The 26,987-nt window shown below is 60.6% G+C and carries 20 protein-coding genes and 2 pseudogenes; 18 read left to right on the top strand and 4 right to left on the bottom strand.

The window, feature by feature from the left end; genetic code table 11:
• The 14 genes and pseudogenes from AC4ANK_RS24295 to AC4ANK_RS24230 all read left to right on the top strand — a co-directional run.
• Positions 1–1,923, top strand: a pseudogene (locus AC4ANK_RS24295) (TonB-dependent receptor); the annotation flags it as partial.
• 25 nt (positions 1,924–1,948) lie between these two features.
• Positions 1,949–2,599, top strand: coding sequence for a MotA/TolQ/ExbB proton channel family protein (locus tag AC4ANK_RS24290; protein ID WP_002556129.1), 651 nt, complete (start codon positions 1,949–1,951; stop codon positions 2,597–2,599).
• 63 nt (positions 2,600–2,662) lie between these two features.
• Entirely contained in the window at positions 2,663–3,904 is a 1,242-nt protein-coding gene (locus AC4ANK_RS24285) for a phospholipase D-like domain-containing protein (protein WP_002556130.1), read from the top strand.
• A 114-nt stretch (positions 3,905–4,018) separates the two neighbouring features.
• A pseudogene (locus AC4ANK_RS24280) lies at positions 4,019–4,503 on the top strand (GNAT family N-acetyltransferase).
• Positions 4,504–4,673: 170 nt separating this feature from the next.
• Positions 4,674–5,864 carry a murein transglycosylase A gene (gene mltA, locus AC4ANK_RS24275; RefSeq protein WP_031595884.1) on the top strand — a complete coding sequence of 397 codons (1,191 nt, stop codon included), beginning with the start codon at positions 4,674–4,676 and terminating at the stop codon, positions 5,862–5,864.
• Between the two features lie 282 nt (positions 5,865–6,146).
• A complete protein-coding gene (bcsQ, locus tag AC4ANK_RS24270; RefSeq protein ID WP_002556132.1) occupies positions 6,147–7,286 on the top strand; it encodes a cellulose biosynthesis protein BcsQ in 1,140 nt (379 codons plus the stop codon).
• Positions 7,283–9,502, top strand: a complete 2,220-nt coding sequence (bcsA, locus tag AC4ANK_RS24265; RefSeq protein ID WP_002556133.1) for a UDP-forming cellulose synthase catalytic subunit — start codon at positions 7,283–7,285, stop codon at positions 9,500–9,502. Before bcsQ ends, bcsA begins: the two co-directional genes overlap by 4 nt.
• Before the next feature lie 14 nt (positions 9,503–9,516).
• Complete coding sequence (bcsB, locus tag AC4ANK_RS24260; protein WP_002556134.1) at positions 9,517–11,772, top strand: cellulose biosynthesis cyclic di-GMP-binding regulatory protein BcsB; 2,256 nt, start codon at positions 9,517–9,519, stop codon at positions 11,770–11,772.
• A 3-nt stretch (positions 11,773–11,775) separates the two neighbouring features.
• Positions 11,776–12,987: a cellulose synthase complex periplasmic endoglucanase BcsZ gene (bcsZ, locus tag AC4ANK_RS24255; RefSeq protein ID WP_002556135.1), complete on the top strand. Its 1,212-nt coding sequence runs from the start codon at positions 11,776–11,778 to the stop codon at positions 12,985–12,987.
• Positions 12,963–16,859, top strand: a complete 3,897-nt coding sequence (locus AC4ANK_RS24250; protein ID WP_162290605.1) for a cellulose biosynthesis protein BcsC — start codon at positions 12,963–12,965, stop codon at positions 16,857–16,859. The genes bcsZ and AC4ANK_RS24250 overlap by 25 nt, the downstream gene beginning before the upstream one ends.
• 15 nt (positions 16,860–16,874) lie before the next feature.
• Complete coding sequence (locus AC4ANK_RS24245; protein WP_002556137.1) at positions 16,875–17,540, top strand: SGNH/GDSL hydrolase family protein; 666 nt, start codon at positions 16,875–16,877, stop codon at positions 17,538–17,540.
• Positions 17,537–18,211 carry an alginate O-acetyltransferase AlgF gene (locus AC4ANK_RS24240; RefSeq protein ID WP_002556138.1) on the top strand — a complete coding sequence of 225 codons (675 nt, stop codon included), beginning with the start codon at positions 17,537–17,539 and terminating at the stop codon, positions 18,209–18,211. Before AC4ANK_RS24245 ends, AC4ANK_RS24240 begins: the two co-directional genes overlap by 4 nt.
• A gap of 18 nt (positions 18,212–18,229) precedes the next feature.
• Positions 18,230–19,645 carry an MBOAT family O-acyltransferase gene (locus AC4ANK_RS24235; RefSeq protein WP_002556139.1) on the top strand — a complete coding sequence of 472 codons (1,416 nt, stop codon included), beginning with the start codon at positions 18,230–18,232 and terminating at the stop codon, positions 19,643–19,645.
• Positions 19,646–19,656: 11 nt separating this feature from the next.
• Positions 19,657–20,796, top strand: a complete 1,140-nt coding sequence (locus AC4ANK_RS24230) for an alginate O-acetyltransferase AlgX-related protein (protein ID WP_002556140.1) — start codon at positions 19,657–19,659, stop codon at positions 20,794–20,796.
• 54 nt (positions 20,797–20,850) lie between these two features.
• On the opposite strand, the gene AC4ANK_RS24225 is transcribed toward AC4ANK_RS24230, so the two are convergent.
• Positions 20,851–21,312: an RES family NAD+ phosphorylase gene (locus tag AC4ANK_RS24225; RefSeq protein ID WP_002556141.1), complete on the bottom strand. Its 462-nt coding sequence runs from the start codon at positions 21,310–21,312 to the stop codon at positions 20,851–20,853.
• A complete protein-coding gene (locus AC4ANK_RS24220) occupies positions 21,309–21,758 on the bottom strand; it encodes a DUF2384 domain-containing protein (RefSeq protein ID WP_002556142.1) in 450 nt (149 codons plus the stop codon). The genes AC4ANK_RS24225 and AC4ANK_RS24220 overlap by 4 nt, the downstream gene beginning before the upstream one ends.
• A 267-nt stretch (positions 21,759–22,025) precedes the next feature.
• Between AC4ANK_RS24220 and AC4ANK_RS24215 the strand changes: the two genes are divergently transcribed.
• From AC4ANK_RS24215 to aroA, 3 genes are all read left to right on the top strand, one after another.
• Positions 22,026–23,030 carry a response regulator gene (locus tag AC4ANK_RS24215; protein ID WP_002556143.1) on the top strand — a complete coding sequence of 335 codons (1,005 nt, stop codon included), beginning with the start codon at positions 22,026–22,028 and terminating at the stop codon, positions 23,028–23,030.
• A 3-nt stretch (positions 23,031–23,033) separates the two neighbouring features.
• On the top strand, positions 23,034–23,516 hold the full coding sequence (locus AC4ANK_RS24210) for a PAS domain-containing protein (RefSeq protein ID WP_002556144.1): 483 nt from the start codon (positions 23,034–23,036) through the stop codon (positions 23,514–23,516).
• Positions 23,517–23,612: 96 nt separating this feature from the next.
• Complete coding sequence (aroA, locus tag AC4ANK_RS24205; protein ID WP_002556145.1) at positions 23,613–24,869, top strand: 3-phosphoshikimate 1-carboxyvinyltransferase; 1,257 nt, start codon at positions 23,613–23,615, stop codon at positions 24,867–24,869.
• A 21-nt stretch (positions 24,870–24,890) separates the two neighbouring features.
• Here the strand turns inward: aroA and AC4ANK_RS24200 are convergent, their stop codons facing one another.
• Both AC4ANK_RS24200 and AC4ANK_RS24195 read right to left on the bottom strand, forming a co-directional pair.
• Positions 24,891–25,553: a ChrR family anti-sigma-E factor gene (locus AC4ANK_RS24200; RefSeq protein ID WP_002556146.1), complete on the bottom strand. Its 663-nt coding sequence runs from the start codon at positions 25,551–25,553 to the stop codon at positions 24,891–24,893.
• A gap of 2 nt (positions 25,554–25,555) precedes the next feature.
• Complete coding sequence (locus tag AC4ANK_RS24195; RefSeq protein ID WP_031595881.1) at positions 25,556–26,065, bottom strand: sigma-70 family RNA polymerase sigma factor; 510 nt, start codon at positions 26,063–26,065, stop codon at positions 25,556–25,558.
• 334 nt (positions 26,066–26,399) lie between these two features.
• On the opposite strand from AC4ANK_RS24195, the gene AC4ANK_RS24190 reads away from it, so the two are divergent.
• Positions 26,400–26,969, top strand: a complete 570-nt coding sequence (locus AC4ANK_RS24190; RefSeq protein ID WP_002556148.1) for a hypothetical protein — start codon at positions 26,400–26,402, stop codon at positions 26,967–26,969.
• Positions 26,970–26,987: the final 18 nt, after the last annotated feature.

The following is a 26,987-nucleotide window of genomic DNA, read 5'->3' as shown; positions in this document are numbered from 1 at the left end:
TTCCACATAAATTCCAACCTGCTGGGGGACCCGGAAAACATCGATCAGATCTTCGTCACCCAGGGCTCTGCCGAGAGTGACGGCCCGCACATCGGTTCCAGCGGTGGCAACATCGGTATTGTCACCATTCGGCCCACCAAGGAAACCGGCGCATTCGTCAAACAAAGTGCAGGCAGCAACGGTACTTACAAGACCTTTGCGCGGCTCAATACCGGTGAAATCAACGGGCTGAGCAACTGGCTGTCGATGTCTCACACCGAAGGCCAGAAATGGCGCGGTGACGGTGCCGTGCGCGCTGACAAGGTGGAGTGGAACAGCTTCTTCGACATGGGCTCGGGCAATACGGCCAACCTGATCCTCAAGTACCACGAGCAGGATAACAACAGCTACAGCCAGCTCACCAAGAGCCAGTTCCAGCAGAACGGGCGCAAGTTTGACCCCTATCCTTCGACTCCCGCGCTGGGCAGCAACGGCAAGCTGTCCAGTTATTACGAACTGGCGCAAAACCCGTTCCAGACGTTCACCGCCGTGCTCAATACCCAATTCAAACTGGCCGACAATCTGGCGCTTTCAGTCATCCCCTATTACTTCTGGGGCAACGGCAGCGGAGTAAACAGTTCCTCCTATGCGCTCAACCGCGGCTCGAATCAGAACGGTGTATTCGACCTGAGCAACTTGCCGACGGCTGCCGCTTATAACGCTGATGGCTCATCGACCACCGGCGTGTATTACCGACCTTCGCGCACCCAGACCTGGCGTCCGGGGATCACCACCAAGCTCAATTGGGATGTCAACGACGAGCACAGCGTGCAAGTCGGCTACTGGTATGAGCGTGCGCGTCAGTTGCAGACTCAGCCTTTCATTCGCCTGAAGAGCAACGGCAAGCCGGAAAGCATCTGGCCAGACTCGGATTACATGGTCGATGCCAACGGCAATGAGATCCAGGGCCGTGATCGCTATACCGTGACGCCTGCACAAAAAGTATGGGCTCAGGACACCTGGTATTTCGCCCCGGACTGGACGCTGATAGGCGGCCTGGCCTACATGAATGTCGAGCGTGAAGGCAATAACCACGGCAGCCTTACCGAGCGGCCGGAAAAACGTGACCAGACCTACAACAAGCTGCTGCCGAACGTAGGCCTCAAGTATCAGTTGGATGAGCGTGACCAGTTGTTCTACAGCCTGTCGCGCAACATGCGCATACCGCAGAACTACGTCCTTTATGACCCGGGCACCGGTTCCATCAACAGCAAGCCGGAGACCAGCTGGAACCATGAACTGGGCTGGCGCTTTACCGAACAGGACATGACGCTGGCCGCCACCCTGTTCTACATGCAGTTCAAGGACCGTCAGGTGTCATCAAAAGACATCAATGGTGACTTTGCCGACATCAATGCCGGTGCAGTCGATAACAGCGGGCTGGAACTGGAGTGGAGCGGCCTGCTGCCGCACCATTTCAATTACTACACCTCGTACACCTACACCCGTGCCAAACAGAAGGATGACCTGACCGTTTTCAATAACGGTGCCGCCATCGAGCTGCCTACCAGCGGCAAGCAGTTTGCCAACGTGCCGAAGAACATGCTGGCCGCCAACATCGGCTACGACGACGGCAGTTATTACGGCACCTTCGGAGCCAAGTTCACCAGCGAGCTGTATGGCGACCTGACCAACGACGAAAGCATTCCGGGGCGCACCATCTTCAATCTGGGCGCGGGCATCTATCTGCCGGTGAACAAGAAAATCGTCAAGGATGCCACCTTGCGTCTGAACGTCGACAACCTGTTCGACAAGGAGTACCTGGACGGCGTGTACACCACCAAGACCAACGCAGGTACATACAGCGGCTTCCGCGATGGCGACCCGGCGTACATCGTCGGCGTCGAGCGTACCGTTACCGTTTCTCTTGAAGCCAATTTCTAATCTTCATTGACCAGAGGTCTGTGCCATGGACATGAATCAGCTTCACGACATCACCTTCTATGTGATGTACGCCGCCATCGCGGTAGCGATCTTTGTCGCGATCGAACGGGGTATCTACTTTGCTTATGTACGCCGTCAGGCACGGGCGCTGCAAACGGCACTCAGTGCTTCGGTGAACAGTGAAAAGGATCTGCCGGAGGCGCTGACACGCCGGGCCGGTTTGCCGCTGAGCATGGTCCTGCCGGTGCTTGCGCAAAAAAATGCTCAGGGCTCGCGCAGGGATCTGGATGATGTCATCGAAACCCAGTACCTGAGCACTCGCGCGCCGCTGGCCCGCAGCCTCTGGCTGATCGAGACCATCACTACCGCTGCACCTCTGTTGGGGTTGCTGGGCACCATTCTGGGCATCATCGACACGTTCAAGGCGCTTGCCAGTGCCGGGGTGTCCGATCCCGGGCAGATTTCTGCCGGTATCGGCACGGCGCTGTTCGCGACCGGGCTGGGTATTGCCATCGCCTTGTTCTGCGTGGTCTTTCATAACTACTTTCAGGACAGCCTGGAACGCATCAACGATCAACTCAAGATCCTGTTGATCCGCGCTTCCAGCGGCGCACGGGTGCAGGATGAAACCGAGCATTCGGCTGCCCCGGTCCAACCGAAATACCGCACTGCCTGATCAACCTGCCGGCGTGTGCCCTTGGCATGCGCCTTCCTGCCTGCGTCCGGCGATGAGGCCCGCATGTTCTTTGATCTTCCAGGCCGTAGGGTACTTACGCGTTCCCGCGTCGTGATCGCAGCGTTACTGCTGACGAGTTCGTTTGCGCAGGCCGACTTCGCTATTCCAGGTTTCGAGCTGGTACACACCGTTCCGCTCGGAACCGACCTGCAGACGCCTGACCTGCGAGCGCCCGGCGAGGTCTGGCGTGAACTGTTCGATGGAGCCCGCAAGGGTATCGATATCGAGCAGTTCTATGCCGCAGACCATGCCGGTTCGGTGATGGACAAGGTGCTTGAAAGCCTGACTGCAGCGGGGCAGCGCGGGGTGAAAATCCGTTTTCTGCTGGAGGAAAAAGGCCTGAAAATGTCCGATCCGCAGACCCTTGAGCGGTTGCGGGCGATACCCAACCTCACCTTGCGCGTACTGCCATACGCCAAGCTCACGGGCAGCGGCATCATTCACGCCAAATTCATCGTCGTGGATGGCCGACAGGCGTTCATAGGCAGTCAGAATTTCGATTGGCGCTCACTGGAGCACATCCATGAAACCGGCCTGCGCATCGACGAGCCGAATGTCGTGCGCCAGACGCAGGCCGTGTTCGATCAGGACTGGCTAGCCCAGGCCGCCATCGCCGAAGGCAAACCGATTCCGGTGCCACACTCGAACAAGAACGCTTTGCCCGCTGGCAACTATCTGGTCGCCAGTCCGCAGCGCTATAACCCGCCCGGCGTACTCGACTCCCAGACCGAGCTGCCGCGTTTGCTGGCGCAAGCCAGCCGCGAGGTTCGCGTCCAGTTACTGGATTACGCGCCCTTGTCCTACGGGCCTGACAAAACCCGGCCTTACTATGCGGTCATCGATAACGCCATACGTAGCGCCGCCGCTCGTGGCGTTTCGATCAAGCTCATGGTGTCGGACTGGAACACAGGCATGCCCGAAGTTGCCTATTTGAAGAGTCTGGCCCTGGTGCCCAACGTGCAGGTGCGCATCGTCACGCTGCCCGTAGCCGCCGAGGGTTTCATCCCGTATGCCCGCGTGATCCACAGCAAGACCATGGACATTGATGATCAGGTCGCATGGGTTGGCACCAGCAACTGGCTCGGCGGTTATCTCGACAACTCGCGCAACCTGGAAGTGGTGATGCACGACAGCACAATGGCCGAGCGCATCGGCGCTCTGCATGAGCAGCTATGGGATGGGCCGTATGCCAAACCAATCGACATCAACCGCGACTATCCGGAACCGCATCCGGGCCGGCCTTGACAGTAAACAGAGGGGCAGCCGGAAGGGCGACGCCGGGCGTTAAGCATGGCGGGTTGTATCGACAATCAGAATGCGTCTGGGTCCGGACGGAACAGGTCTGGCAAGGAGTCTGAAATGAGTTTGATCGTTCGTGCGATGGCAGACAGTGACTGGTCTTCGCTGGCTCAGATTTTTGAACAGCCGGTGTTCCGTTGGTGGACGCTTCGGATGCCATACCAGTCAATCAGCGACATAAAAAACTTGTTGAAGGTCGCAGCGCTTCAGGCCTTTCCCTGGTTGCCGAGCGCGATGGCATCGTTGTCGGGTGCGCCATGCTCTATCGCTTTCAGGGACGAAGGCAGCACGTAGCTGATTTCTGGATGGGGGTCGCAGACGGTCATCATCGCCAGGGCATTGGCGACGAATTATTGAAAGAGCTGTCTGCAACCGCCTGCCGATGGATGAATGTAAAACGCCTGGAGCTTACCGTCTTCGTTGATAACGAGCCTGCTATTGCGCTTTATAAAAAGAATGGCTTTGTCATAGAGGGGACGCACCGGAAATTTGCCTATCGGGATGGTGAGTACATAGATGCTTTCAGTATGGCGGCAGTCTACTGAAGTGCTCTGAATGGGGTGGCAGGAGCGGCCTTCAATAAACCCGCTCTTGATAGCAATATGCCCGGCTTTGGTGATGAATGAAGCTCCCCACTAGGCCCCTCTGCCCGCTTCAGCCACAATGACGCCTTTTACCCTCCAGCCTGCTGTGGGCTGTAAAAGGATTGCTGCTGATGATGCTCTCTTTCAAGCCATGGTTTCGGGGGCTGGCGCTGGCTTTGCCGCTGGCTGCCCTGCTGACCGCGTGTGACAAGTCCGATAAGCCGGTGACGCCGCCTGCACCGCCACACACCACTTATAGCCAGGCTGGTTGGGACGCGCTGCCAGCCGTGTCGGACGCCGACTTGCAAGCCGGGTTTGCCTCATGGCGCAGTGCGTGTGTTCGTCTGAAGGCTGATGCCGTGTGGGGACCGACCTGTGCGGCGGCGGGCAGCCTTGTGGCGGCTCCGGATGCGGCGCAGATCCGTACGTTTTTGCAGAGCCAGTTGCAGGTCTACAGCCTGCGCGCTGATGGCGGCAGTGCCGATGGCCTGATCACCGGTTATTACGAGCCTGTCTACCCTGGCAGCCTGACTCAGACCGCCACGGCTAACGTGCCGGTTTACGGCATTCCGGACGATCTGATCGTGGTCAATCTGGACAGCATTTATCCCGAACTCAAGGGCAAGCGCTTGCGCGGTCGGCTTGAGGGGCGGGTGCTCAAGCCTTACGACGATGCCGCGACGATCAACGCGCAGGGGTTGAATGCGCCGGTGATTGCCTGGCTGACCGACCCGATGGATGTGCAGTTCCTGCAGATTCAGGGCTCCGGGCGGGTGAGTCTGGAGGATGGCTCGCAGCTGCGTCTGGGCTATGCCGATCAGAACGGCCGCCCTTATCGCGCGATTGGTCGCTGGCTGGTGGAGCAGGGCCAGTTGAAGAAGGAAGACGTAACCATGGGCAGCATCGCAGCCTGGGCCAAAGCGCATCCGGAGCGGGTCAGCGAGTTGCTGGCCAGCAACTCCAGCTATGTGTTTTTTGCCCGTAACCCCGACAGCAATGAAGGCCCGCGCGGCTCGCTCAACGTGCCGCTGACACCGGGCTACAGCGTAGCCATCGATCGCAAGGTGATTCCTCTGGGTAGTCTGCTCTGGCTCTCCACCACACGGCCGGATGGAAGCAGCGTGGTGCGTCCGGTCGCGGCGCAGGACACGGGCGGTGCGATTGCCGGTGAAGTGCGCGCTGATCTGTTCTGGGGCACTGGCGATGAGGCCGGGAAGCTGGCAGGTGACATGAAACAGAAAGGCAATATCTGGTTGCTGTGGCCCAAGGGTATGGCGTTGCCGCAGACTGTCGATGCAGTATCTGCGCCCGCTGGCCACTGATTTAATTCGATCCTTCCCATTAGCGGCTATATATCCGATCCACTGGATATATAGCTGCTGGTGCGAAAAAACCTCGATTCAGCCCCGTTTGCCGCCGATTGTGTCCAGATCCACAATTTTCTAACGCCAATAAAATGTCGAAAAACGAGTGATTTACCGCTCATCGGTAAATTGTGGACGTCATATATCGGTTTCCTGACACTGTCACAGTGATATTACACATTAGTATTAACGCTTTTCCACAGGGGGTGTGCTTGGCGGCCCCATTTGAGGTCGTACAGAATGAGTCGTGCTGACGATGTGGCCAATCTGTTTCAACGTTTCGGCGCGAGCTCTGACGGTTATCTGGAGATAGACAACAGCCTGGATTATCAGGAATCGTCTGTTTCCAGAACCCCGTCTGCTGCACTGCAGCGCGCGACCTCTCAGCCGTCTCTTGAGCAACCTTGTTCAACGCTGCCGGCGCAAAACAACTCGACTGCACCTGATTTGATAGCGCCCGATAAAACCAGGCGCATAGCCGCTGACACATTGGCGAAACTGCTCGCCGAGGCTGCTCAGGCGCGGCAGGCCGAGGCGCAGGCGCGTAACAACGAGGCACTGGCTCAGTCGATGGGCAAAGGCCAACTTTCCAGAACCCCGGCACACGTCATCGCGGTGGTGTCAGCCAAAGGCGGGGTGGGTAAAAGCACCTTGAGCGCGGCGCTGACCAGCCTGGTCAAAGTGCCAGGCGGGCAGACGCTGGCCATCGACCTCGACCCGCAAAACGCCTTGCAGCACCATCTCAACGCCAGCCCGGATGTGGCAGGCCTCGGTGGTGCCAGCCTGAGCGGCGAGAACTGGCGGGCCCTGTTACTGAGCGGGTCTGCTGACACGCAGCTGCTGGCGTATGGCGCGCTGCAGCTTGACGAGCGTCGTTCTCTGGAGCGTTTTCAGGAAAGTGACGCGCACTGGCTGGTTCGCCAGATTGCGCGCATGCAATTGAGTGCGCGCGACGTGGTGGTTCTCGACGTGCCGTGTGGTGATTTGCTCATGCTGGAACAGGCACTGAATGCCGCCAGCCAAGTGCTGGTCGTGCTCACCGCCGATGCGGCGTGCTACCTGACGCTGGACCAGATGCAGGGCTGGCTTGAGCCTGTGCTGGCCGGTCCGCAGCCGCCGGTCTGTCATTACGTCATCAATCAGTTCGATGCATCGCGCACGTTCAGTCGCGACATGCGCGATGTCATGGCAAAGCGTCTTGGCGGGCGTTTGCTGGGCATCGTGCACAAGGATAACGCGCTCGCAGAAGCGCTGGCTTACGGACACAACGCGGTACAGGTTCCGAGCGCCTCCCCAGGCACTCAGGACCTGCGCGTGCTGAGTCACTTGCTGATCACCAAACTGCTGACTCAGGACGTAGAAGAGACCCGATTGTCATGACTAACCTGTCGCTCGACGCGTCCCCACCCCGGACGCGCTCATCGCTGTGGCTGAATGCTTTGTCGGCAAGGTTCGGCCAGCAGTCCAGAACCCTGCGCCGCGCACTGAAAACCGTGGCCATTGTTGTCGGCCTGCTGCTGATGGCGCTGGTCGTCACCGTGCCTCTGGACCTCTACGCGCAGTGCTTTTTTGCCTTGGCCTGTTTTGCCGCGATGCTGGTGATTCGCAAGATGCCGGGGCGCATTTCGGTGCTGGCGCTGGTGACGCTGTCGTTGCTGGCGTCGTTTCGGTACATGTACTGGCGGCTGACCTCGACTCTTGATTTCGATAACTGGCTGGACAGCCTGCTGGGCTACGGGCTGATCGTCGCCGAGTTCTACACGCTGATCGTCATCGTGCTGGGTTATGTGCAGACCGCCTGGCCGCTGCACCGCAAGCCTGTGATCATGCCGAGCGATTCCAGTCAGTGGCCGACTGTGGATGTGTTTATCCCTTCGTACAACGAAGCGCTGAGCATCGTCAAACTGACCATTTTTGCGGCGCAGTCCATTGATTGGCCGCGAGACAAACTGCGTGTCTACGTACTTGATGACGGCCGCCGAGAAGACTTTCGCGAGTTCTGCGAGCAGATCGGTGTTGGCTACCTGACCCGTGAAAACAATTACCACGCCAAGGCCGGTAACCTGAACGAAGCGCTCAAGTCCACCGATGGCGAATACATCGCCATGTTTGATGCCGACCACGTGCCGACCCGCTCTTTTTTGCAGGTCGCCATGGGCTGGTTCCTCAAGGACCCGAAACTGGCGATGCTGCAGACGCCGCACTTTTTCTTCTCGCCTGACCCGTTCGAAAAGAACCTCGATACATTCCGCAGCGTGCCTAACGAGGGCGAGCTGTTTTACGGCCTGCTGCAGGACGGCAACGACCTGTGGAACGCGACTTTCTTCTGCGGCTCCTGTGCGGTGTTGCGGCGCTCGTCGTTGCTGGACATCGGTGGTGTGGCCACTGAAACCGTGACCGAGGATGCGCACACAGCGCTGAAGCTGAACCGGGCCGGCTACAACACGGCGTACCTTGCGATTCCCCAGGCGGCGGGGCTGGCGACGGAAAGTCTGTCACGTCATGTTGCCCAGCGTATTCGCTGGGCGCGGGGCATGGCGCAGATCTTTCGCACCGACAACCCGCTGCTGGGCAAAGGTCTGTCGCTGGGCCAGCGGCTGTGCTACGCCAACTCGATGCTGCACTTCTTTTACGGCTTGCCGCGTCTGGTATTTCTCACTGCGCCACTGGCCTACCTGCTGTTCGGCGCCGAGGTCATGCACGCCTCGGCGCTGATGATCACCGCCTATGTGTTGCCGCACCTTGCCCACGCCAGCCTGACCAATTCGCGGATTCAGGGCCGCTTCCGCCATTCGTTCTGGAACGAGGTCTACGAGGCGGTGCTGGCGTGGTACATCATGGGCCCGGTGCTGATGGCGCTGGTCAATCCGAAATTCGGTGGCTTCAACGTGACCGACAAGGGCGGAGTGGTCGAGGAGAAGTTTTTCGACTGGACGCTGGCGCGGCCTTACATCGTGCTGCTGACGCTGAACGCAGTGGTCTTCGCACTCGGTATCTATAGCCTCTACCAACTGGGCTGGAATAACGATGCGATCACCCTGACCATCGTCATCAACATGGCCTGGACGATCTACAACATCATCATCACCAGCGCTGCGATTGCGGTGGCCAGCGAGATCCGTCAGGTGCGCACCGAGCCCCGGGTCCAGGCCAGACTGCCGATTCGCGTTACCCGCGCCGATGGCGTGGTATTCGACGCCGTGACTCAGGATTTTTCCCAGACCGGCCTCGGACTGGTGATGCCCGCCGATTCGGGCATCGACAGTGGCGACAGCATCACGGTGTCGCTGTATCGCGGTACGCAGACCAGCCATTTCCCTGCCACGGTGATGTTCTGCCGCGACGGTTATCTGGGCACTCGTTTCGATGATCTGTCGCTGCGTCAGCAGAGCGAGCTGGTACGCCTGACCTTTGGCCGTGCCGACACCTGGGCCTCGACCTGGGGCCGCGGCAAGCCGGACACACCGCTGTCTGCGCTGCGCGAAGTCAGCCACATCGGTGTTCGTGGCGTCGTCGAGTTGCTCAAGGCCACTCGCAAGGATTTCAGCCGGTTACTGCCGACCCGTAAAAAAATCTCCCCACCTCCCGCAAATTGATGGATTGAGTAGTCATGACTAAACGGTATTTTCTCGGTGCCGAACGCTTCGCCGTTCGCCGCTCATGGGCCCTGTTGGCTTGTGCGTTGTCCGTGCTCTCCACCGGGATGTGGGCAAGCGCTGCTGAAACCACGGGTGCCAACGAGGGTTACAGCGTGACGCTGCAACAACTGGGGCGCAATTACCCGATGAACCTGCGCGGTGTGGAAGCCACCGACAGCGTCAACTTCAATGTGCGTGCCGATCAGGTGGTGACCGGCGCAAGCCTGTCGCTGAGCTACAGCTATTCGCCGGCGTTGCTGGCGGACCTGTCGCAGATCAACGTCATGATCAACGACGAAGTGGCCGCGACCCTTCCGTTGCCCAAGGAAGGTGCCGGCAAGCCGCAGACGCAGGTGATCGAGATTCCGCCGCAGATGATCACCGAGTTCAACCGCCTGAGCCTGCAGTTCATCGGCCATTACACGATGAGCTGCGAAGACCCGAAGCATTCCAGCCTCTGGGCACGGATCAACAACGACACGCGTCTGGATATCCGCGTGACGCCGTTCGCGTTGCCCAACGATCTGGCCATTTTGCCGCTGCCGTTCTTCGACCGTCGCGATGACCGTGACGTAAACCTGCCGGTGGTGATGGGCGCGGCACCCGATAACGCGACGCTCGAAGCTGCAGGCGCGCTGGCTTCATGGATTGGCGCGGCCAAGACCCGCTCGCGCATGGCCAGCTTCCCGGCGCACTTCAATGAGCTGCCGGCCAAGGGCAATGCGCTGGTATTGCTCAAGGGCGATGGTCCATTGCAGCTCGGCGCGCTGACGATGCCTGCGCCGAAAGGCCCGACCCTGACGATGGTGACCCATCCCAACGACCCGAACAGCAAGCTGTTGGTAATCACCGGGCGTGACTCGGCGGAACTCAAGCGGGCGGTCAATGCGCTGGTGGTCGGCGGTCAGAGCCTGGTCGGCAGCAGCGCATTGATCGAGCGTGTCGACCTGCTCGCGCCGCGCAAACCGTATGACGCGCCGAACTGGCTGCCCAGTGATCGGCCGATCAAACTGGGCGAGCTGATGCCTGCCAACAAACTCAACGTCTCCGGTTACGACCCGGGTGACATCACCGTGCCGTTGAACCTGCCGCCAGACCTGTTCAGCTGGCGTGAAGACGGCGTGCCGTTGAACCTCAAATACCGCTACACACCGCAGGAACGCTCGAACAATTCGTCGATCATGGTCAGCCTCAACGACACGCTGATCAAGGCCGAGCCGCTGCCGTCGATCGAGAACCTGAACAACTCGATCGTCTCGCGACTGACGGGCGGCGATGACACGATCAGCCGTGAAGCGCATGTGTACCTGCCGCTCAACTCCGTGGCCCTGCAATCGCGCCTGCAACTGCGCTACATGTTCGATTACCTCAAGCAGGGCGAATGTGGCGACATCATCATCGATAACATGCGCGGCAGCATCGATCCGGAATCGACGCTGGATTTCAGCGGTTACGACCACTTCATGGCCATGCCGAACCTGGGTGTGTTCAAGGATTCCGGGTTTCCGTTCACACGCCTGGCGGACCTGTCGCAGACCGCTGTGGTGCTGGCCGATCAGCCGAGTACTGAAGATGTCAGCGCTTACTTGAGCGTATTGGGCCGTTTCGGCGAATCGACCGGTTACCCGGCGACCGGTGTGTCGGTTATTCACGCTGCACAGATCGCCAGTGCCGCCGACAAGGACATTCTGGTCATGTCCTCGGGCAGCGATCAGCCGTTGCTCAAACAGTGGGCCGACCGTTTGCCGATTTCCGGCAATGCTCAGCAACAGGGCTTCGAGCTTTCCGATCTGGCCTTCCGTCTGCGCGACTGGATGAGCCCGGACCCGGATGAAAACCAGCGTCGGGCGCGGGTGGCCATGGCGTTTTCCAGTGACGCGCGCAGCACCTTCCTGACCGGTTTCGAATCGCCGCTGCACAAGGGGCGCAGTGTCGTGTTGATCTCCAGCGGTCAGCCCGGCGGCATGAGCGACGTTGCCCGTGCGCTGAGCAGCAGCGACAAGGTACAGGGCAGCCTGGTAGTGGTACGCGGCGATTCGGTCGAGGCGCTGGTTGCCGAGCAGAAGTACTACGTCGGTGACCTTGGGCCGATCAAATACGTGCAGTGGCTGATGTCGCGCAACGTGCTGTGGCTGCTGCTGGTGGTTGCTGTGGGTGTGGTGCTGGTGACCGGAGTTGCCTACCTGACCCTGCGCTCGCTCGCCAAGCGCCGTCTGGAGCAGGAATAAGCCATGCCGCTCCGTGCACTGAAACTGCGCCGCGCCTCGGGCTGGCTGGTCGGCCTGCTGGCGTCGGCGACCCTGACGCCGGTGTTGGCGAACAGCGCGTGCGATGCTGTGGCCTGGCCGTTCTGGCAGGACTATGCCACGCGCTATGTGCAGGCCGACGGCCGTATGCTGGAGTCGAGCCTGAAGGTCAACCACAGCACCTCCGAAGGTCAGTCCTACGGCATGCTCTTTGCTCTGGTGGCCAATGACCGCGCGCGCTTCGACGCGCTGTGGACGTGGACCGCCGCGAACATGATGGGGGCTGATGTCAAAACGCGTCTGCCGGGCTGGTTGTGGGGGCAGGGCAAGGATGGCAACTGGACGCTTCAGGACGCCAACTCCGCGTCCGATGCCGACCTGTGGATCGTCTACGCGCTGCTCGAAGCGGCGCGCGTCTGGCAGCACCCGGCCTATAGAGACGATGCGCTGGCCTTGCTCAAGAACGTGGAGTCGCGGCTGGTGGTCAATCTGCCGGGGCTCGGCAAAATGCTCCTGCCCGGCCCCGAAGGTTTCGCGCAGCCTGACCATCTATGGCGCTTGAACGCCAGCTACCTGCCTATTCCGCTGCTACGGCGCCTGGCGAAAGAAGCACCCGGCGGCCCATGGAAGGAAATTGCCGACAACACCGCGAAGCTGATCGACGCATCGAGCCCCAAGGGCTTTATCGCCGATTGGGTTGGCTACCGCGGGACCTCCCCGAAAAGCGGTCTGTTCGTGGTCGATCCGGTCACCGGCGAGCTGGGCAGCTATGACGCGATTCGCGTCTACCTCTGGGCGGGCATGACGCCTGCGTCCGACCCGTTGGCCGCGCGCTTGCTGGCGCGTCTCGACGGCATGGCGGTCAGCACGGCCTCCAGCGGCACGCCCCCGGAAAAAGTCCAGGTGATGAGTGGCATGAGCCAGGGCCAGGCTCCGTTTGGTTACTCGGCAGCGTTGCTGCCGTACTTCCAGGCCAAGGGTCAGACCTGGCTGGCCGAGCAGCAACAGCGCAGGGTCGAAGCCGGGGTCAGCCAGGCGCTGGCCCGTGACCCGAAAGACCGTACTGAACCGGCCTATTACAACCTCATTCTCAGCCTGTTTGCCTTGGGCTGGGTCGAAAAACGCTATCAGTTCCGTGAAGACGGAACCCTCAAATTATCCTGGGAGACGTCATGCCCGCGCGCCGCCACACGTTAGTCATCGGGTTGGTTGCCGCGATCGCAGCCAGCGTTTCTCAGGCTCAGGCCGCCACCGCCGAGGCGCAGTTGATCGAGCAGGGCCAGTACTGGCAGGCTCGCTCGAACCCGGTGCGGGCTGCCGAGGTCTGGCAGAAGGTGCTGCAGATCGACCCCAATCAGATCGACGCGTTGTATGGCATGGGGCTGATCGGCGTCAAACAGAACAAGCCGCAGCAGGCGCAGACTTACCTGGCTCGTCTGCAGGCCCTGTCGCCAGTGCCGTGGCAGTCGGTGCAACTGGAGCAGGACATCGCCCTCGCTCAGCCGCAGAATCAGGCCTTGCTGGATGAGGTCCGACGCCTCGCCGATGCCGGTGAGCGCGACAAGGCGACCGGGGTCTTTCGCCAACTGTTCAACGGCCGTTTGCCCGAGGGCACGATCGGGCGCGAGTACTACACCAACCTGGGGTTCAACAGCGCGGACTGGCCCGAAACGCGCAAGGGCTTTGAACGCCTGATGCGGCAGAACCCGGACGACTCGATTCTGGCGCTGTTCTTCGCCAAGCACCTGGCCCGCCGCGAAGACACCCGGGCCGAAGGGATCGCTGCGCTGGCGCGCCTGAGTAAGCACCCGGACATCGCCGGGGACGCCGATCAGAGCTGGCGCATGGCGCTGGTCTGGATCGGCCCGCCTGCGGCTGCGCAGGTGCCACTGTTCGACGCGTTTCTCAAGATTCATCCCGACGATCAGGAAATCCGCGACCAGTTGAACAAGGGCCGCCAGCAGAACACTAGCGGCGCTGCCTCAGGCTGGCAGCAGGACCCGTTGGTGGCGCGTGGCTTGAAGGCGCTGGAAAGAAATGATCACGCGGCGGCCGAAGAAGCCTTTGCCGCCCGCTTGAAAATCAAGGCGGACGATGTCGATGCGCTGGGCGGACTGGGCGTGGTGCGTCAGCAGCAGAACCGGCTGCCTGAAGCCGAACAATTGCTGACCCGCGCCACGCGCCACCCGGGCGGTGCGCGCTGGAAAAACGCGCTGGAAAACGTACAGCTCTGGACCTCGCTGCAACAAGCCCGTGATCTACAGGCCAAAGGACAGACCGGCAAGGCTCAAGCGTTGCTGGCGCAGGCGCAGCGGGAAAACCCTGACAACATCGACGTGCGTTTGACCCTGGCCGACGTGCAGGTGCAGGCAGGGCAACTGGACGCCGCGCAGGCAGGCTATCGTCAGGTGCTCGCGAGCCAGCGCGGCAATCCGCAAGCAATACGCGGGCTGATCAACGTGCTGGCCCAGCGTGGTCAGGCCGATGAAGCGCTACGCCTGCTCGACACATTGTCGCCGGGCGAACAGGCCAAACTGGGCGACAGCGGTCGCTTCAAGGCGCTGCGCTCCACACAAGTGGCGCGTCTGGCCGAGCAGCGTGGCGATGTTCGCGCTGCTCAGACGGCCTTGAAAGACGCGGTGAAGAGCGACCCGGACAATGTCTGGACGCGTTTTGACCTGGCGCGCCTGTACCTCAAGACCGACGAAGCGCCCAAGGCGCGCGTGCTGATCGACGAGCTGCTCAAGGCCCAGCCCAATAACATCGATGCGCTCTACACCAGCGCACTGCTGTCGGTGGAAATGGGCCAGTGGCAGGACGCGCAAACCACGTTTGCGCGCATCCCGGTGGATCAGCGCACGCCGGACATGAAAGCGCTCGCTGACGAAATCACCATGACCGTGCAGATCAATCTGGCCATCGGCATCGCCCGGCGCGGTCAGCGCCAGGAAGCGTTGGCGCTGCTCGATCGCCTGCAACCGGTCGCCAGCGGCAGCCCGGAGCGTCAACTCACGCTGGCCAACGCTTACATTGATGCGGGCGAGCCCGCGCGCGGTCAGGAAATGGCCCTTGCCGCCATCGCTCAGGCCCCGGCGCCGTCGGCCGATCTGATGCTGCAATACGCCGGTCTGCTGCTCGCAGCGGGTGATGATGTGCAGGTCAATGCGATCCTGCGCAACGTGCAGGGTCAGCCGATGAGCGCGCAGACCCGCAAACGCTTCGATGACCTTTTGTACCGCTACCGCATTCGCCAGGCCGATCTGCTGCGTGAGGGTGGAGATCTGGCGGGCGCGTACGACACGCTGGCACCGGCTTTGGCGCAGCGCCCGGACGACATTCAGGCGGTGTCGGCGTTCGCCCGGATGTACACCGCCAATGGCGACAGCGCTCGCGCGTTCGAGCTGTACAAACCGTTGTTGCAGCGTCAGCCCAATGACCCGCAAGTGCTGCTGGGCGCAGCTGATGCGGCGGTCAAAGCGCATGATTATGGCTTTGCCGAAAAAGCCCTGAGCCAGTTCCGCAAACTGGAGCGCAACGACCCGCAGACCCTGACCGAAGCCGCACGTATCTACCAGAGCATGGGGCAGACTGGCGCGGCCACCGAGTTGCTGCGCAAGGCCGTGGCCATCGAACAGAGTGAAAAGCAGCGCGTGATGGCTGCGCAGGCTGTGCCGACCAGCATAACGTCGTCCAACCCGTTTGCGGCGGGCGGTTCACGTAGCCTGGCGGCGGCTTCGGCGATTCCCGCCCCGGCTCAGGTGTCGTTGAGCGGTGGGAGAGCACTTGAAACAAGCAATGCGCTTGAAACATCTGCACCGCGTGACACGGCTTACCCCGGCCAGATCGCCGCACAACAGCCGCTGTCTGCCGCACGTGCGCAAAGCGTGCGCGGCAATCCGTTCATGGCAGCCACCGACCGCGATCAGGCCAGCAGCGCGCAGCAGGCGCTCAATCGTATTCTTGAGCAGCGCAGTGGCTTCGTCAGTCAGGGCCTGAGCGTGCGTAGCAATAACAGCGAGGCGGGTCTGAGCAAACTGACCGTGGTCGAGACCCCGCTTGAGATCAACGTGCCTGCCGGTGATAACCGGGTGGCCGTGCGCGTCACGCCGGTGTCGCTGAATGCTGGCAGCGTGAAATCCGATGCAAGTGCCCGTTTTGGCGGTGGCACCAGCGGTGCTGCAGGTTCGCAGAGCGACAAGGGTGTCGGTCTGGCGGTAGCGTTCGAGCGCCCCAAAGAAGGCCTCAAGGCCGATATCGGCACCACGCCGATGGGCTTCAAATACACCACGGTCGCGGGTGGCGCGAGTGTCGACCGGCCGTTGGGTGACAACCCGGACCTGCGCTACGGCCTCAACGTGTCACGGCGTCCGGTGACGGACAGCGTGACCTCGTTTGCCGGTTCCACCGACGAGCGCAGCGGCCTGTCCTGGGGCGGCGTCACGGCCAACGGCGGGCGTGGCCAGATCAGCTATGACGACCAGACCATCGGCGGTTATGGCTACGGCTCGTGGCACAAGCTGGTCGGCAACAACGTGAAATCCAATACCCGAGGCGAAGTGGGTGGCGGCGTTTACTGGTACCTGCGCAATGCCGAGGACAGCAAGCTGACCGCAGGCCTGAGCCTGATGGGCATGAGCTATGACAATGACCAGAGCTACTTCACTTACGGCCACGGTGGCTATTTCAGTCCGCAGAGCTTCTATGCCATCGGCGTGCCGGTGATGTGGGCACAGCGCACCGAGCGTTTCAGCTATCAGGTCAAGAGTTCGGTCGGGGTCCAGCACTTCAAGCAGGACGGTGCCGAATTCTTCCCCGACGACAGCACGCTGCAGGCCGCGTCCGGCCAGCGCTACACAGGGCAGAGCAAAACCGGAATTGGCTACAACCTGAGCGCGGCAGGCGAGTACAAGCTCGATTCCAGCCTGTTCATGGGGGCCAATCTGGGCCTGGACAATGCCCGTGACTATCGCCAGTTCAGCGGCGCGCTTTACCTGCGTTACATGTTCGAGGACATGACCGGCCCGATGGCACTGCCGGTCAGCCCTTACCGTTCACCTTATTCCAACTGATTTCTGGAGAATTCGATGCCTTCCGTTCTTGCCGGTATGACCCTTCTGGTCCTGGGAGAAAGCCACATGAGTCTGGCCGATCATCTGATGGAACCGCTGCACGACAACTTGACCAGGCAGGGCGCTATCGTGCATTCGATCGGTGCCTGTGGCGCGAGTGCCGGTGACTGGTTGATCACCAAAAAGGTCGATTGCGGGGCCGAGCAAAAAGGCAACGGCAAGATCGTCATCAAGGGACGTGACGCCACGACCACGCCCATCGGCGAGCTGATCGCGGCCGACAAGCCTGATCTGGTGGTGATCGTGATCGGCGACACAATGGCTTCCTATGACAAGCCTTCGTTTCCAAAGGCCTGGGCATGGCAAAGCGTCACCGGCCTGACCAAGGCGATTGCGGCCACGGGCACCAAGTGCGCCTGGGTCGGCCCTGCGTGGGGCAAGGTGGGCGGCATGTACCAGAAGAACGATGCACGTACCCAGTTGATGTCGCAGTTTCTGGCCAGCAACGTGGCGCCCTGCACGTACATCGACTCGCTGAGCTTCTCCAAACCGGGACAATGGATCACCACCGACGGTCAGCACTTTACCGTCGCCGGTTATAAATCCTGGGGCACCGCGATTGGCGATGCCTTGGGCAAACTCCCGGTCACCAGCGTCAGCGCAGCCGGAGCGAAGCAATGATCGCCCTGCGCCTGATGGCCGCTAGCGTCGCGGCCCTGTTGATCGGTGCTCAAGCGCAGGCGGCCGACATCGCCCTGTACCCGACAGGCCCGGCGCAGGATTCGGCGTTCATTCGCTTCGTCAATGCCACTGCCGCGCCGCTGCAAGTGGTTGCCCGGGAAGGCCAGGCACCGTTGCAACTGGACGCGGCAAAACCGGTGTCGCTGTTCTTTGCGGTGCAGGCCAGCAGCTCGATAAAAGGCACATTGATCAGCAGTGAGAAAAAGCTGCCGATGGACGTCAGCGTCGAGCCGGGCGAGTTCGCCACCGTCGTCCTCACCGTGCAGGCTGATGGCAGCCTTGCGCCGGTGACAGTGCGTGAGCAGCCTGATGATTTCAACGGTTTGAAGGCTTCGCTGGCGTTTTTCAGTCTGGATGCCGGTTGTGTGGAGGCAAGCCTGCGTCCGGCCGGTCGCACGGCTGATTTGTTCAAGGCGATCCCGACCGGTACGTTGCAGCGCCGCTCGATCAATCCGGTGAGCCTGTCGGTACAGCTGGTTTGCGCCAACGCCACTGTCGGCGCACCGCTGGATCTGGGGGAACTCAAGGCCGGTGAACGCTACAGCGTTTTGCTGGTGCCGTCCGCCACCGGACCGCGCCTGTTGTCGGCCACGGACACGCTGTCCAACTGATCGGGTTCTGTGGTCGTTATGGTATTCGCCTCGCTCGAGTTTCTGATGGTGTTCCTGCCGGCTTTTTTGCTGGCCTATGCCGCAAGCCCTGCGGCGTGGCGCAACGTCGTTCTGTTGATCGGCAGCTGGCTGTTCTACGGCTGGCTGAGCCCGCTGTTTCTGAGCCTGCACATCGTGTTGACGATCGTGGCCTGGGTCGGCGGTTTGCTGGTCGATCGGGCGCGGCAAGGCTCAACAGGGCGGGTGCGTCTGCTGGTGGCACTGATCGTGTTCAACACCGCCGTGCTGTGCTGGTACAAATACGCCAACATCGTCGCCGGCAGCTGGAATCAGCTGATCACGTATTACGGAGCTATGCCGCTGCAATGGCAGCGCGTGGCGTTACCGGCCGGGCTGTCGTTCATCGTGTTGCAGGCGATTTCCTATCTGGTGGATGTACATAGGCACACCGTGCCGGTCGAGCGCAGTTTCATCAATTACGCGACCTACATCTCGATGTTCGGCCACTCGATTGCCGGGCCGATCATCCGCTATGACTGGGTGCGCCGCGAGTTGGTGCAGCGTCATTTCAACCGCCTGAATTTCGCTCGGGGCGCACGCCGTTTCATGATCGGCATGAGCATGAAAGTGCTGGTGGCCGACACCTTGTCACCGTTGGTCGATGTGGCGTTTCACTTGCCCGAGCCGTCGCTGGCCGATGCCTGGATCGGCTGTCTGGCGTACTCGCTGCAACTGTTCTTCGACTTTGCCGGTTACAGCGCCATGGCCATCGGTCTTGGGCTGATGCTGGGCTTTCACTTTCCCGAAAACTTCAACCGGCCGTACCTGGCCAGCAGCATTCAGGACTTCTGGCGGCGCTGGCACCTGTCGCTGTCCAGCTGGTTGCGCGACTACCTGTACATTGCCTTGGGCGGCAACCGGCATGGCGTCTGGAACACCTATCGCAACCTGTTTCTGACCATGGCCATCGCAGGTCTGTGGCATGGCGGCGACAGCTGGAACTACCTGTTGTGGGGCGCGGCACATGGCGTGGCGCTGTGCGTGGATCGCGCCTGGTCGCGCTCCAGCCTGCCCACTGTTCCCAAACCATTGGCGCACGTGTTGACGCTGCTGTTTGTGTGCCTCGCCTGGACGCTGTTCCGCGCCCCGGACTTTACCACTGCGCTGACCATGTATGCCGGACAGTTCGGCCTGCATGGCCTGGGGCTGGGCGATGCACTGGCCGTAACCCTGCGCCCGGCGCACGGCATGGCGGCGCTGCTGGGCGTGGCCTGTGTGCTCGCGCCGTTGTTGCTGGTTCGCGTTGAGCAGCGTTTCGCCAGCCACCCTCTGTTCATAGCGGGCGCCCCATTGTGGCCGGTGGCCGGCTTTCTGTTGTCGTTCGCGCTGATTGCCAGCCGCGAGACAGTTCCTTTTCTTTACTTCCAGTTCTGAGGTCAGTGGCCATGACTGCTCCGTCTGCTGTACCGCCTCCGCCCAGCGAACTGGCCGTGCGCACCTGTGGCGTGGCGGGAATCACGCTGGTGGCTTTCATCGGCGTCGGCTTGCTGGCCTCGTGCATGCTGCTGGCCAGCGGCAAGGTCGAGTTGCTGCCCAAACCCCTGACCCTCGATGCAGCGCTGCATGGCGAGGTGACTCACAAACTGGCCAAGCAACTGTCAGGGACTTTTCTGGCGCAGCGCGCAGCGAATATCGAGCGTGGCGCAAGCTGGTTGCTGTTTCACGACACCGGTCCGCGGGTCCGTCAGGGGTGTCCGGGCTGGCTGTTCCTGACCGATGAATTCAGGCTCAATCGCGACGCGCAGGCCAATGCGCAACACAAGGCGCAGGCGGTTATCGATGTGCAACGAAGCCTGAAAAAGCGCGGCATCGACCTGCTGGTCGCCGTGGTGCCAGACAAAAGCCGCATTGCTGCCGCCCAACTGTGCGGGCTTTATCGCCCCGAGGTGCAGCAGGCCCGTGTTGTGCAATGGACCAACAGCCTGAAGGAAGCCGGTGTTGATACGTTGGACCTGACCACTACCCTGCAACCGCTGGGTGACACAGCGTACCTGCGTACCGACACACACTGGAGCGAAAGCGGTGCCAACGCGGCCGCCAGAGCGCTGGCACTGCACCTGCGCAAAGTCGGCTTTCAGGCCACTCCGCAACGGCAGTTTCAAACCAGCATCGCCCCGATTGCCGAGCGCCCCGGTGATCTGGTGCGTTTAGCGGGTCTCGACTGGCTACCGCTGTCGTTGCAACCCGTGCCGCAAAGCGTAGCCGCCACGCAAATCACCGAGCTTGCCAGTGAAGCAGCGGCAGGCGGCGACAACCTCGACGACCTGTTTGGCGACAGCAACCTGCCCAACGTCGCCTTGATCGGCACATCGTTCTCACGCAATTCGGGCTTTACCGGTTTTCTACAGCGCGAACTCGGCGCACCGATCGGCAGCTTCGCCAGGGACGGCGGCGAGTTCTCGGGTGCAGCCAACGTCTATTTCGACAACCTGGCCTTTCGCCAGACCCCGCCAAAGCTGGTGATCTGGGAAATCCCGGAGCGGGATCTGCAAACGGTTTATGAGGTGATCAACCTTCGGCCATAACGCTATCAAATTCGCACCTGACGCTATCGAACAACTGGCTGCCCTGTATCAATCTCATTTCAAACGCGGATCAACCACAAACTCCAGTTCCTTGGCCGTTGCCACAACGGCCAGGAATTCCGGGTGCTGGACGTTGAGCAGGTAATTCGATTCACGCGGGATGATCACGCTTGGCACGGCCAGTGCCAGGCTCTGACCCGAGGCAAGCCAGTCGTCGCCGAACGAGGCTGTTGCCGGTGGTGCGGGCTCTTCGCGCCAGTCTGGAGGCAGGGTGTCCGGCCGTGCATTGAGGATGTGCTCTTCGCCAATCTGCAGCTCAAGCATCGCGTAATGCCGGGCCACGCCAGCGTTGCCCAGGTGCACCAGCACTTCCAGCAGCGCCAGCGATTCGCTGCCTGCGCAGTACACGCAGGTGTTGCCTTTGCTGTTCCAGCGTCCGCCATAGAGCTTGGCGCCTTCACCGTCGAACGCCTGAGCCAGCCATTTGCGCTTTACCAGTCGATAGACTGCAATCACGCCACGACACCGTGTTCCAGCCGACCGATCAGGTCGAGCACTGCCTGCGCCTCGGCCGAGGTAGCGAGCATTTCCAGCGGCCTGCGATTGCCCAGCCCATAGACCGGGTTGGCCAGCCACAGACGGGTCGCTTCGGCATCGTCTTCGAACAGGTCCAGCGCCGCTTTGTAAAGCGCTGCCAGGCGGAACAGCCGATCGCTTTCCTCGGCATTGAAGCGGCGCACCTTGAGGCGTCGCTGCAAGGTGGCGGGAGCGATGCCCAGATGCTCGGCCAGGGTCGAGCGGTTCAGGTCGGTGTAATGCGCCAGACGCTCGAATACTTCATACGGCAAACCGTCGTGCAGCGCCGAGTACAGGCGCGTGCCACGGGCCGGAATACCCAGATGCTGCCAGAAATCGTCCTGCCGGGGCAGGGCCGGATGGTAGTCGCTTATGGGCAGAGACATGGACACACCTGTCTATCGAGTGATTGCTATTAAATCTATCACTTGATAATAGGCTGGTTTGGGTGGTCGCGGTAGTGATTTGCAGCAACAGAAAGCGACTTAAATTACAGAAACTGCAAACATCGCCGACTTAAGGCTATAGGTTTAGTTTGAATGTTGCTGATCGAGCGTTATAGGCTCAGTGTCAGTCGATTTCGATAGTGCTGTCGAACGTATACGTGCTGTCCGCCGTTGTCAGCCTGATTTTTTTGCAGTGAGAACCACACGATGTCCACGCTTGCACTATTGATATGCGATGACTCGAACATGGCGCGAAAGCAGCTTTTGCGTGCCCTGCCTGCTGATTGGGATGTATCGGTAACGCTCGCTACCCAGGGGCAGGAAGGTCTGGAAGCTATCCGTAAAGGCCAGGGCCAGGTGGTGCTGCTCGACCTGACCATGCCGGTGATGGACGGTTACCAGACCTTGACGGCGATTCGTGCCGAAAACCTCGACACCAAGGTGATTGTGGTGTCGGGTGACGTGCAGGACGAAGCGGTGCGCCGGGTCATGGAGCTGGGCGCGCTGGCGTTTCTGAAAAAACCTGCCGACCCGGATGAACTCAAGAGCACGCTGGAACGCCTGGGCCTGCTGGGCAAGCCGGCGGTTTCACCTGTTGCGCTGCCGGCCCTCAACAACAAGGGCGGGGTGATCAGCTTTCAGGATGCCTTCCGCGAAACCATCAACGTTGCCATGGGCCGCGCTGCTGCGTTGCTGGCCAAGGTGCTGGGCGTGTTCGTGCAGTTGCCGGTGCCCAACGTCAACATGCTCGAAGTCGGCGAGTTGCACATGGCGCTGGCCGATGCCCATGCTGATCAGCGTCTGACGGCGGTGTGTCAGGGCTACATCGGTGGCGGCATTGCAGGTGAAGCACTGCTGATTTTCCATGACTCGGAAATATCCGGCATGTCGAAACTGATGGGCGACGATAACTCCGACAGCTCCAACATGGAGATGCTTCTGGACCTGTCCACGATCCTGGTCGGTGCCTGCCTGAGCGGTATTGCCGAGCAGATCGACATCGCGTTTTCGCAAGGCCATCCACAGTTGCTGGGCGCGCAGGGTGGCATCGACGAGCTTATCCGCATCAATCAGCAACGCTGGAAAAAGACCCTGGCGGTTGAAATCAGTTACAGCGTGGAAGGCCACAACATTCATTTCGATCTGTTGATGCTGTTCACCGAAGATTCGGTCGAGCTGCTTACCAAAAAACTCGCCTACATGATGAGCTGACCCATGAGCAACGCTATCGAAATCAACGAGCTTCATTGGTTGCTGGCCGTCACGCAGAACATTGACGTAGGCATTGTGGTGCTGGACCTGAACTACCGGGTGACGGTCTGGAATACCTTCATGGAAAACCGTTCTGGCGTGGTGCCCTATGTGGCCATCGACAAGACCTTCTTCGAGTTGTTTCCGGAGGTTAACCGTCAATGGCTGAGCAAGAAAATCGATAACGTCGTGACCCTTGGTACACCGGCGTTCACCATCTGGGAACAGCGGCCGTATCTGGTGCGCTTCAAGAACTACCAGCCGATCACCGGGCACGAAGAGTTCATGTACCAGAACACCACGCTGTTTCCGCTGCGTTCAACCACCGGGGCGATCAGCCATGTGTGCCTGGTGATCTATGACGTCACCGACGTGGCAGCCAACCGCAATCAATTGCAGGCAGCCAATGACAAGCTGCAGCAACTGTCGGGTGCTGAACAAAAGTAAACGGCTGTCTGGCTCGTCGGGGCAGCAAAACCGCACTGCGGGCTTGATCCCGCTCGTGCTAGGATCGCGATTTTTCCGCTGACGCTCAGGGACATCATGCGACCTCAAGCCACCCTCACTGTTTTGCCTGTCGAGCGCCCGCTGGTCGGGCGCGTCAGCCCGCCGGGCTCCAAGTCGATCACCAACCGCGCATTGTTGCTGGCCGGGCTGGCCAAAGGCACCAGCCGCCTGACCGGCGCGCTGAAGAGTGACGACACCCGCGTGATGTCCGAAGCACTGCGTCTGATGGGCGTGCAGGTCGACGAGCCGGATGACAGCACCTTTGTGGTCACCAGCAGCGGGCACTGGCAGGCACCGCAGCAGGCGCTGTTTCTCGGCAACGCCGGGACCGCAACGCGCTTTCTGACCGCTGCACTGACCAACTTCGAAGGCGACTTTGTGGTCGACGGCGACGAGTACATGCGCAAGCGCCCGATCGGCCCGCTGGTCGATGCCTTGCAGCGCATGGGTGTGGAAGTCAGTGCGCCCAGCGGTTGCCCTCCGGTGGCGATCAAGGGCAAGGGCGGCCTGGAAGCCGGACGTATTGAAATCGATGGCAATCTGTCCAGCCAGTACGTGTCGGCGTTGCTGATGGCCGGAGCCTGCGGCAAGGGCCCGGTCGAAGTCGCCCTGACCGGCAGCGAGATTGGCGCACGTGGTTACGTCGACCTGACCCTGGCGGCCATGCAGGCCTTCGGCGCCGAGGTTCAGGCCATCGGCGAAACCGCCTGGAAAGTCTCGGCCACTGGTTATCGCGCTACGGACTTCCATATCGAGCCGGATGCATCGGCGGCCACCTACCTGTGGGCCGCGCAAGCATTGACCGAGGGCGATATCGACCTCGGCGTGGCCAGCGACGCATTCACTCAGCCTGATGCCCTGGCCAGTCAGATCATCGCTAGCTTCCCGAACATGCCTGCCGTGATCGACGGTTCGCAAATGCAGGACGCGATTCCGACCCTGGCGGTACTCGCCGCCTTCAACCGTCAGCCAGTGCGCTTTGTCGGCATCGCCAACCTGCGGGTCAAGGAATGTGACCGTATTTCAGCGCTGTCCAACGGCCTGTGCGCCATCGCACCGGGCCTTGCGGTAGAAGAGGGCGACGATCTGCTGGTGCACGCCAACCCGGCGCTGGCAGGCACTACGGTAGATGCATTGATCGACACCCACTCCGACCATCGCATCGCCATGTGTTTTGCGCTGGCAGGCTTGAAGATCGCCGGTATCCGCATTCTCGACCCCGATTGCGTCGGCAAGACCTACCCGGGTTACTGGGATGCACTGGCTTCGCTGGGGGTGAGTGTTCAGCGCTGAGAGCAACTATGGAGCCGTTTTTCAGATCCCGAAGAACGGCTGCATCATCCGCGCCAGCAGCCCGTGAAAGCGCAGCCTTGATTCCGTCGCCAGTACGCAGATGCATTCCCGGTCAGGGTAGGCGACGGGCTGATGCTGGATGTGGCTGTCCAGATCGGCTACGTCATTGAGCCCGAACGCTCCCTGTATGTCGTGGTACGCGCCCTTGAGCACCATGGTCATCTCGCCGCTGTCGTGGCTGTGCACCGGCATGCTGACGCCGGGGGCGATTTTCAGCAGCATCAACTTGCCTTGTTCAATACCTTGCGCACGTACTCGTTGCACGCCAGGAACCAGTGTCTTCCACTTCAGTGTGCTCAGCTGTCGACCGAAATGCGCGTGCAGGCAGGCAGGTAGCAAGTCCGGGTCCTGATTGGCTGCCGGCATCGAATACATTGCCGGTTCAGCGCCCGTGTGCTGTTCATCGAGACGCGCGAGCATTGCCGACCTGCCCTTGAGTGGCACCACGCTGCTGATGTGCTGCTGCATCAACACACCGCCAATCTCTTCGGCCTGCCTGAGTCGCGCGCGGCACTCGGCACAGCGTTCGAGGTGCGCCGCAGTCACCACCGCGAGGACCTGCGACAGCGCTCCCGCTGCATAGCTGACCAGAGTCGCGTCATCCGGATGATGTCGTGGGCTCATCATTATTCCTCTATCCGCGAACGCAATTTTTGAAACGCCAGGCGCAGGCACGATTTCACCGTGCCCAGTGGCATACCAAGGCGTTCGGAAATTTCCCGATGGCTGAGCGCTTCGAAATACGACATGCGCAACACCCGGGCCTGATCGGGAGGCAGGTTCTGAATGGCAATGTTCAGTTGTTGCTCCTGACGCTGGCTATAATCGAGCGTTCGATCTACCGGGGCCTCCAGGCGCTCGAGTTGTTCCAGCGAATTCTGCACCTGCACCCAGCCGCGGTCCTTGCGCACGCTGTCGATGTAAAGGTTGCGGGCAATGCGAAACAGCCATGTTCCCAGGCTGGCCTTGGTCGGGTCGAAGGAGTCGGCCTTGTGCCACAGCTTGAGCAGCACTTCCTGCACCAATTCTTCAGCCTGCCCCTCCGGCACATTCAGCCCGGTCAGATAACGCAATAAGCGCGGCGCGAAGTAATCGTAGATGCGCATGAAGCTTTCGCGGTCCCTCTGGCGGGCCACGGCGGCGACTTCATCAATCCAAAGTCGGGTTATTGTCGATTCGCTGTGAGGGGGGGGCAAGTGACAGAAGATCCTGTGACTGGCAGTAGTGCGCATGATCCACCTTCTGATCACCATTGTCTGGTTTTGGTTCGCAATGCAGAGGTGTTACGCAACGGGATGGGGAGTGGATCACAGGATATGACGAGCGGCGTGGAGGAATTTTACAGGTGCGACCATGACAATGACCACGGGCCAGTCATGCAGACAGTCGCTGTCATTTCTGCCAGTAGCGCTATGAGCAGCTGGCTGCTTAACCTGTGATCTGGATGCTATCAAGGTCAGGGAGACCATTATGGACACTCACGTTGCACGTGCTTCATCTACGCTGGCCAAGCTGGCCTGTGTACTGCTGGTTATCATTTGTATGGGGCTTCTTTTTGCACCTTGGCGAGCTCAGGCTGAGGCTGTAAATCTGGTTACCTGTACAGGAACCCATACTACAAACTGGTCGCCAGGATTGACCAACACCAGTCAGACGATTGTTGTATCGACGACGAGCAGTTGGAACCCGTGTGTTTCGCTCTCATTCCCTTTGGTTACCAGCGCTTCGTCCAGCGAAAGCTTCCAGTCTACGTTTTCCTGCGAGTCGTTACTGCTACCAACATCCAGCAGAACATGGGTCATTAGCTGGAGCGATGGAGTCACCAGCACTTACAAGTTCAACGCGACGATCAATAATATTGGTACTTTGAACACGACCATTGTTGGTGTTGGGGTAATTGTGGATGGCCGTTATAAAGGCGCCAATGCGACAAGTACATTTTTACTTGGCAATCTTCAGTCAACGTTGAACGACAGCTGCAACACCGCCACCGGCGTTACCCGCGTCAGCGGTCTTTCAACGCTGTTGATTACCCCGTAACGACAGGCATGGAGCATG

The sequence above is a fragment of the Pseudomonas sp. Pmew2 genome (genome assembly GCF_058129885.1).
This window is presented reverse-complemented; position numbering and strand designations above follow the sequence as displayed.

Bases quoted from the DNA above. Each gene is read 5' to 3' on its own strand.
- AC4ANK_RS24290 (WP_002556129.1), top strand. From the start codon at position 1,949: ATGGACATGAATCAGCTTCACGACATCACCTTCTATGTGATGTACGCC.
- AC4ANK_RS24285 (WP_002556130.1), top strand. From the start codon at position 2,663: ATGTTCTTTGATCTTCCAGGCCGTAGGGTACTTACGCGTTCCCGCGTC.
- mltA (WP_031595884.1), top strand. From the start codon at position 4,674: ATGATGCTCTCTTTCAAGCCATGGTTTCGGGGGCTGGCGCTGGCTTTG.
- bcsQ (WP_002556132.1), top strand. From the start codon at position 6,147: ATGAGTCGTGCTGACGATGTGGCCAATCTGTTTCAACGTTTCGGCGCG.
- bcsA (WP_002556133.1), top strand. From the start codon at position 7,283: ATGACTAACCTGTCGCTCGACGCGTCCCCACCCCGGACGCGCTCATCG.
- bcsB (WP_002556134.1), top strand. From the start codon at position 9,517: ATGACTAAACGGTATTTTCTCGGTGCCGAACGCTTCGCCGTTCGCCGC.
- bcsZ (WP_002556135.1), top strand. From the start codon at position 11,776: ATGCCGCTCCGTGCACTGAAACTGCGCCGCGCCTCGGGCTGGCTGGTC.
- AC4ANK_RS24250 (WP_162290605.1), top strand. From the start codon at position 12,963: ATGCCCGCGCGCCGCCACACGTTAGTCATCGGGTTGGTTGCCGCGATC.
- AC4ANK_RS24245 (WP_002556137.1), top strand. From the start codon at position 16,875: ATGCCTTCCGTTCTTGCCGGTATGACCCTTCTGGTCCTGGGAGAAAGC.
- AC4ANK_RS24240 (WP_002556138.1), top strand. From the start codon at position 17,537: ATGATCGCCCTGCGCCTGATGGCCGCTAGCGTCGCGGCCCTGTTGATC.
- AC4ANK_RS24235 (WP_002556139.1), top strand. From the start codon at position 18,230: ATGGTATTCGCCTCGCTCGAGTTTCTGATGGTGTTCCTGCCGGCTTTT.
- AC4ANK_RS24230 (WP_002556140.1), top strand. From the start codon at position 19,657: ATGACTGCTCCGTCTGCTGTACCGCCTCCGCCCAGCGAACTGGCCGTG.
- AC4ANK_RS24220 (WP_002556142.1), bottom strand. From the start codon at position 21,758: ATGTCTCTGCCCATAAGCGACTACCATCCGGCCCTGCCCCGGCAGGAC.
- AC4ANK_RS24215 (WP_002556143.1), top strand. From the start codon at position 22,026: ATGTCCACGCTTGCACTATTGATATGCGATGACTCGAACATGGCGCGA.
- AC4ANK_RS24210 (WP_002556144.1), top strand. From the start codon at position 23,034: ATGAGCAACGCTATCGAAATCAACGAGCTTCATTGGTTGCTGGCCGTC.
- aroA (WP_002556145.1), top strand. From the start codon at position 23,613: ATGCGACCTCAAGCCACCCTCACTGTTTTGCCTGTCGAGCGCCCGCTG.
- AC4ANK_RS24200 (WP_002556146.1), bottom strand. From the start codon at position 25,553: ATGAGCCCACGACATCATCCGGATGACGCGACTCTGGTCAGCTATGCA.
- AC4ANK_RS24190 (WP_002556148.1), top strand. From the start codon at position 26,400: ATGGACACTCACGTTGCACGTGCTTCATCTACGCTGGCCAAGCTGGCC.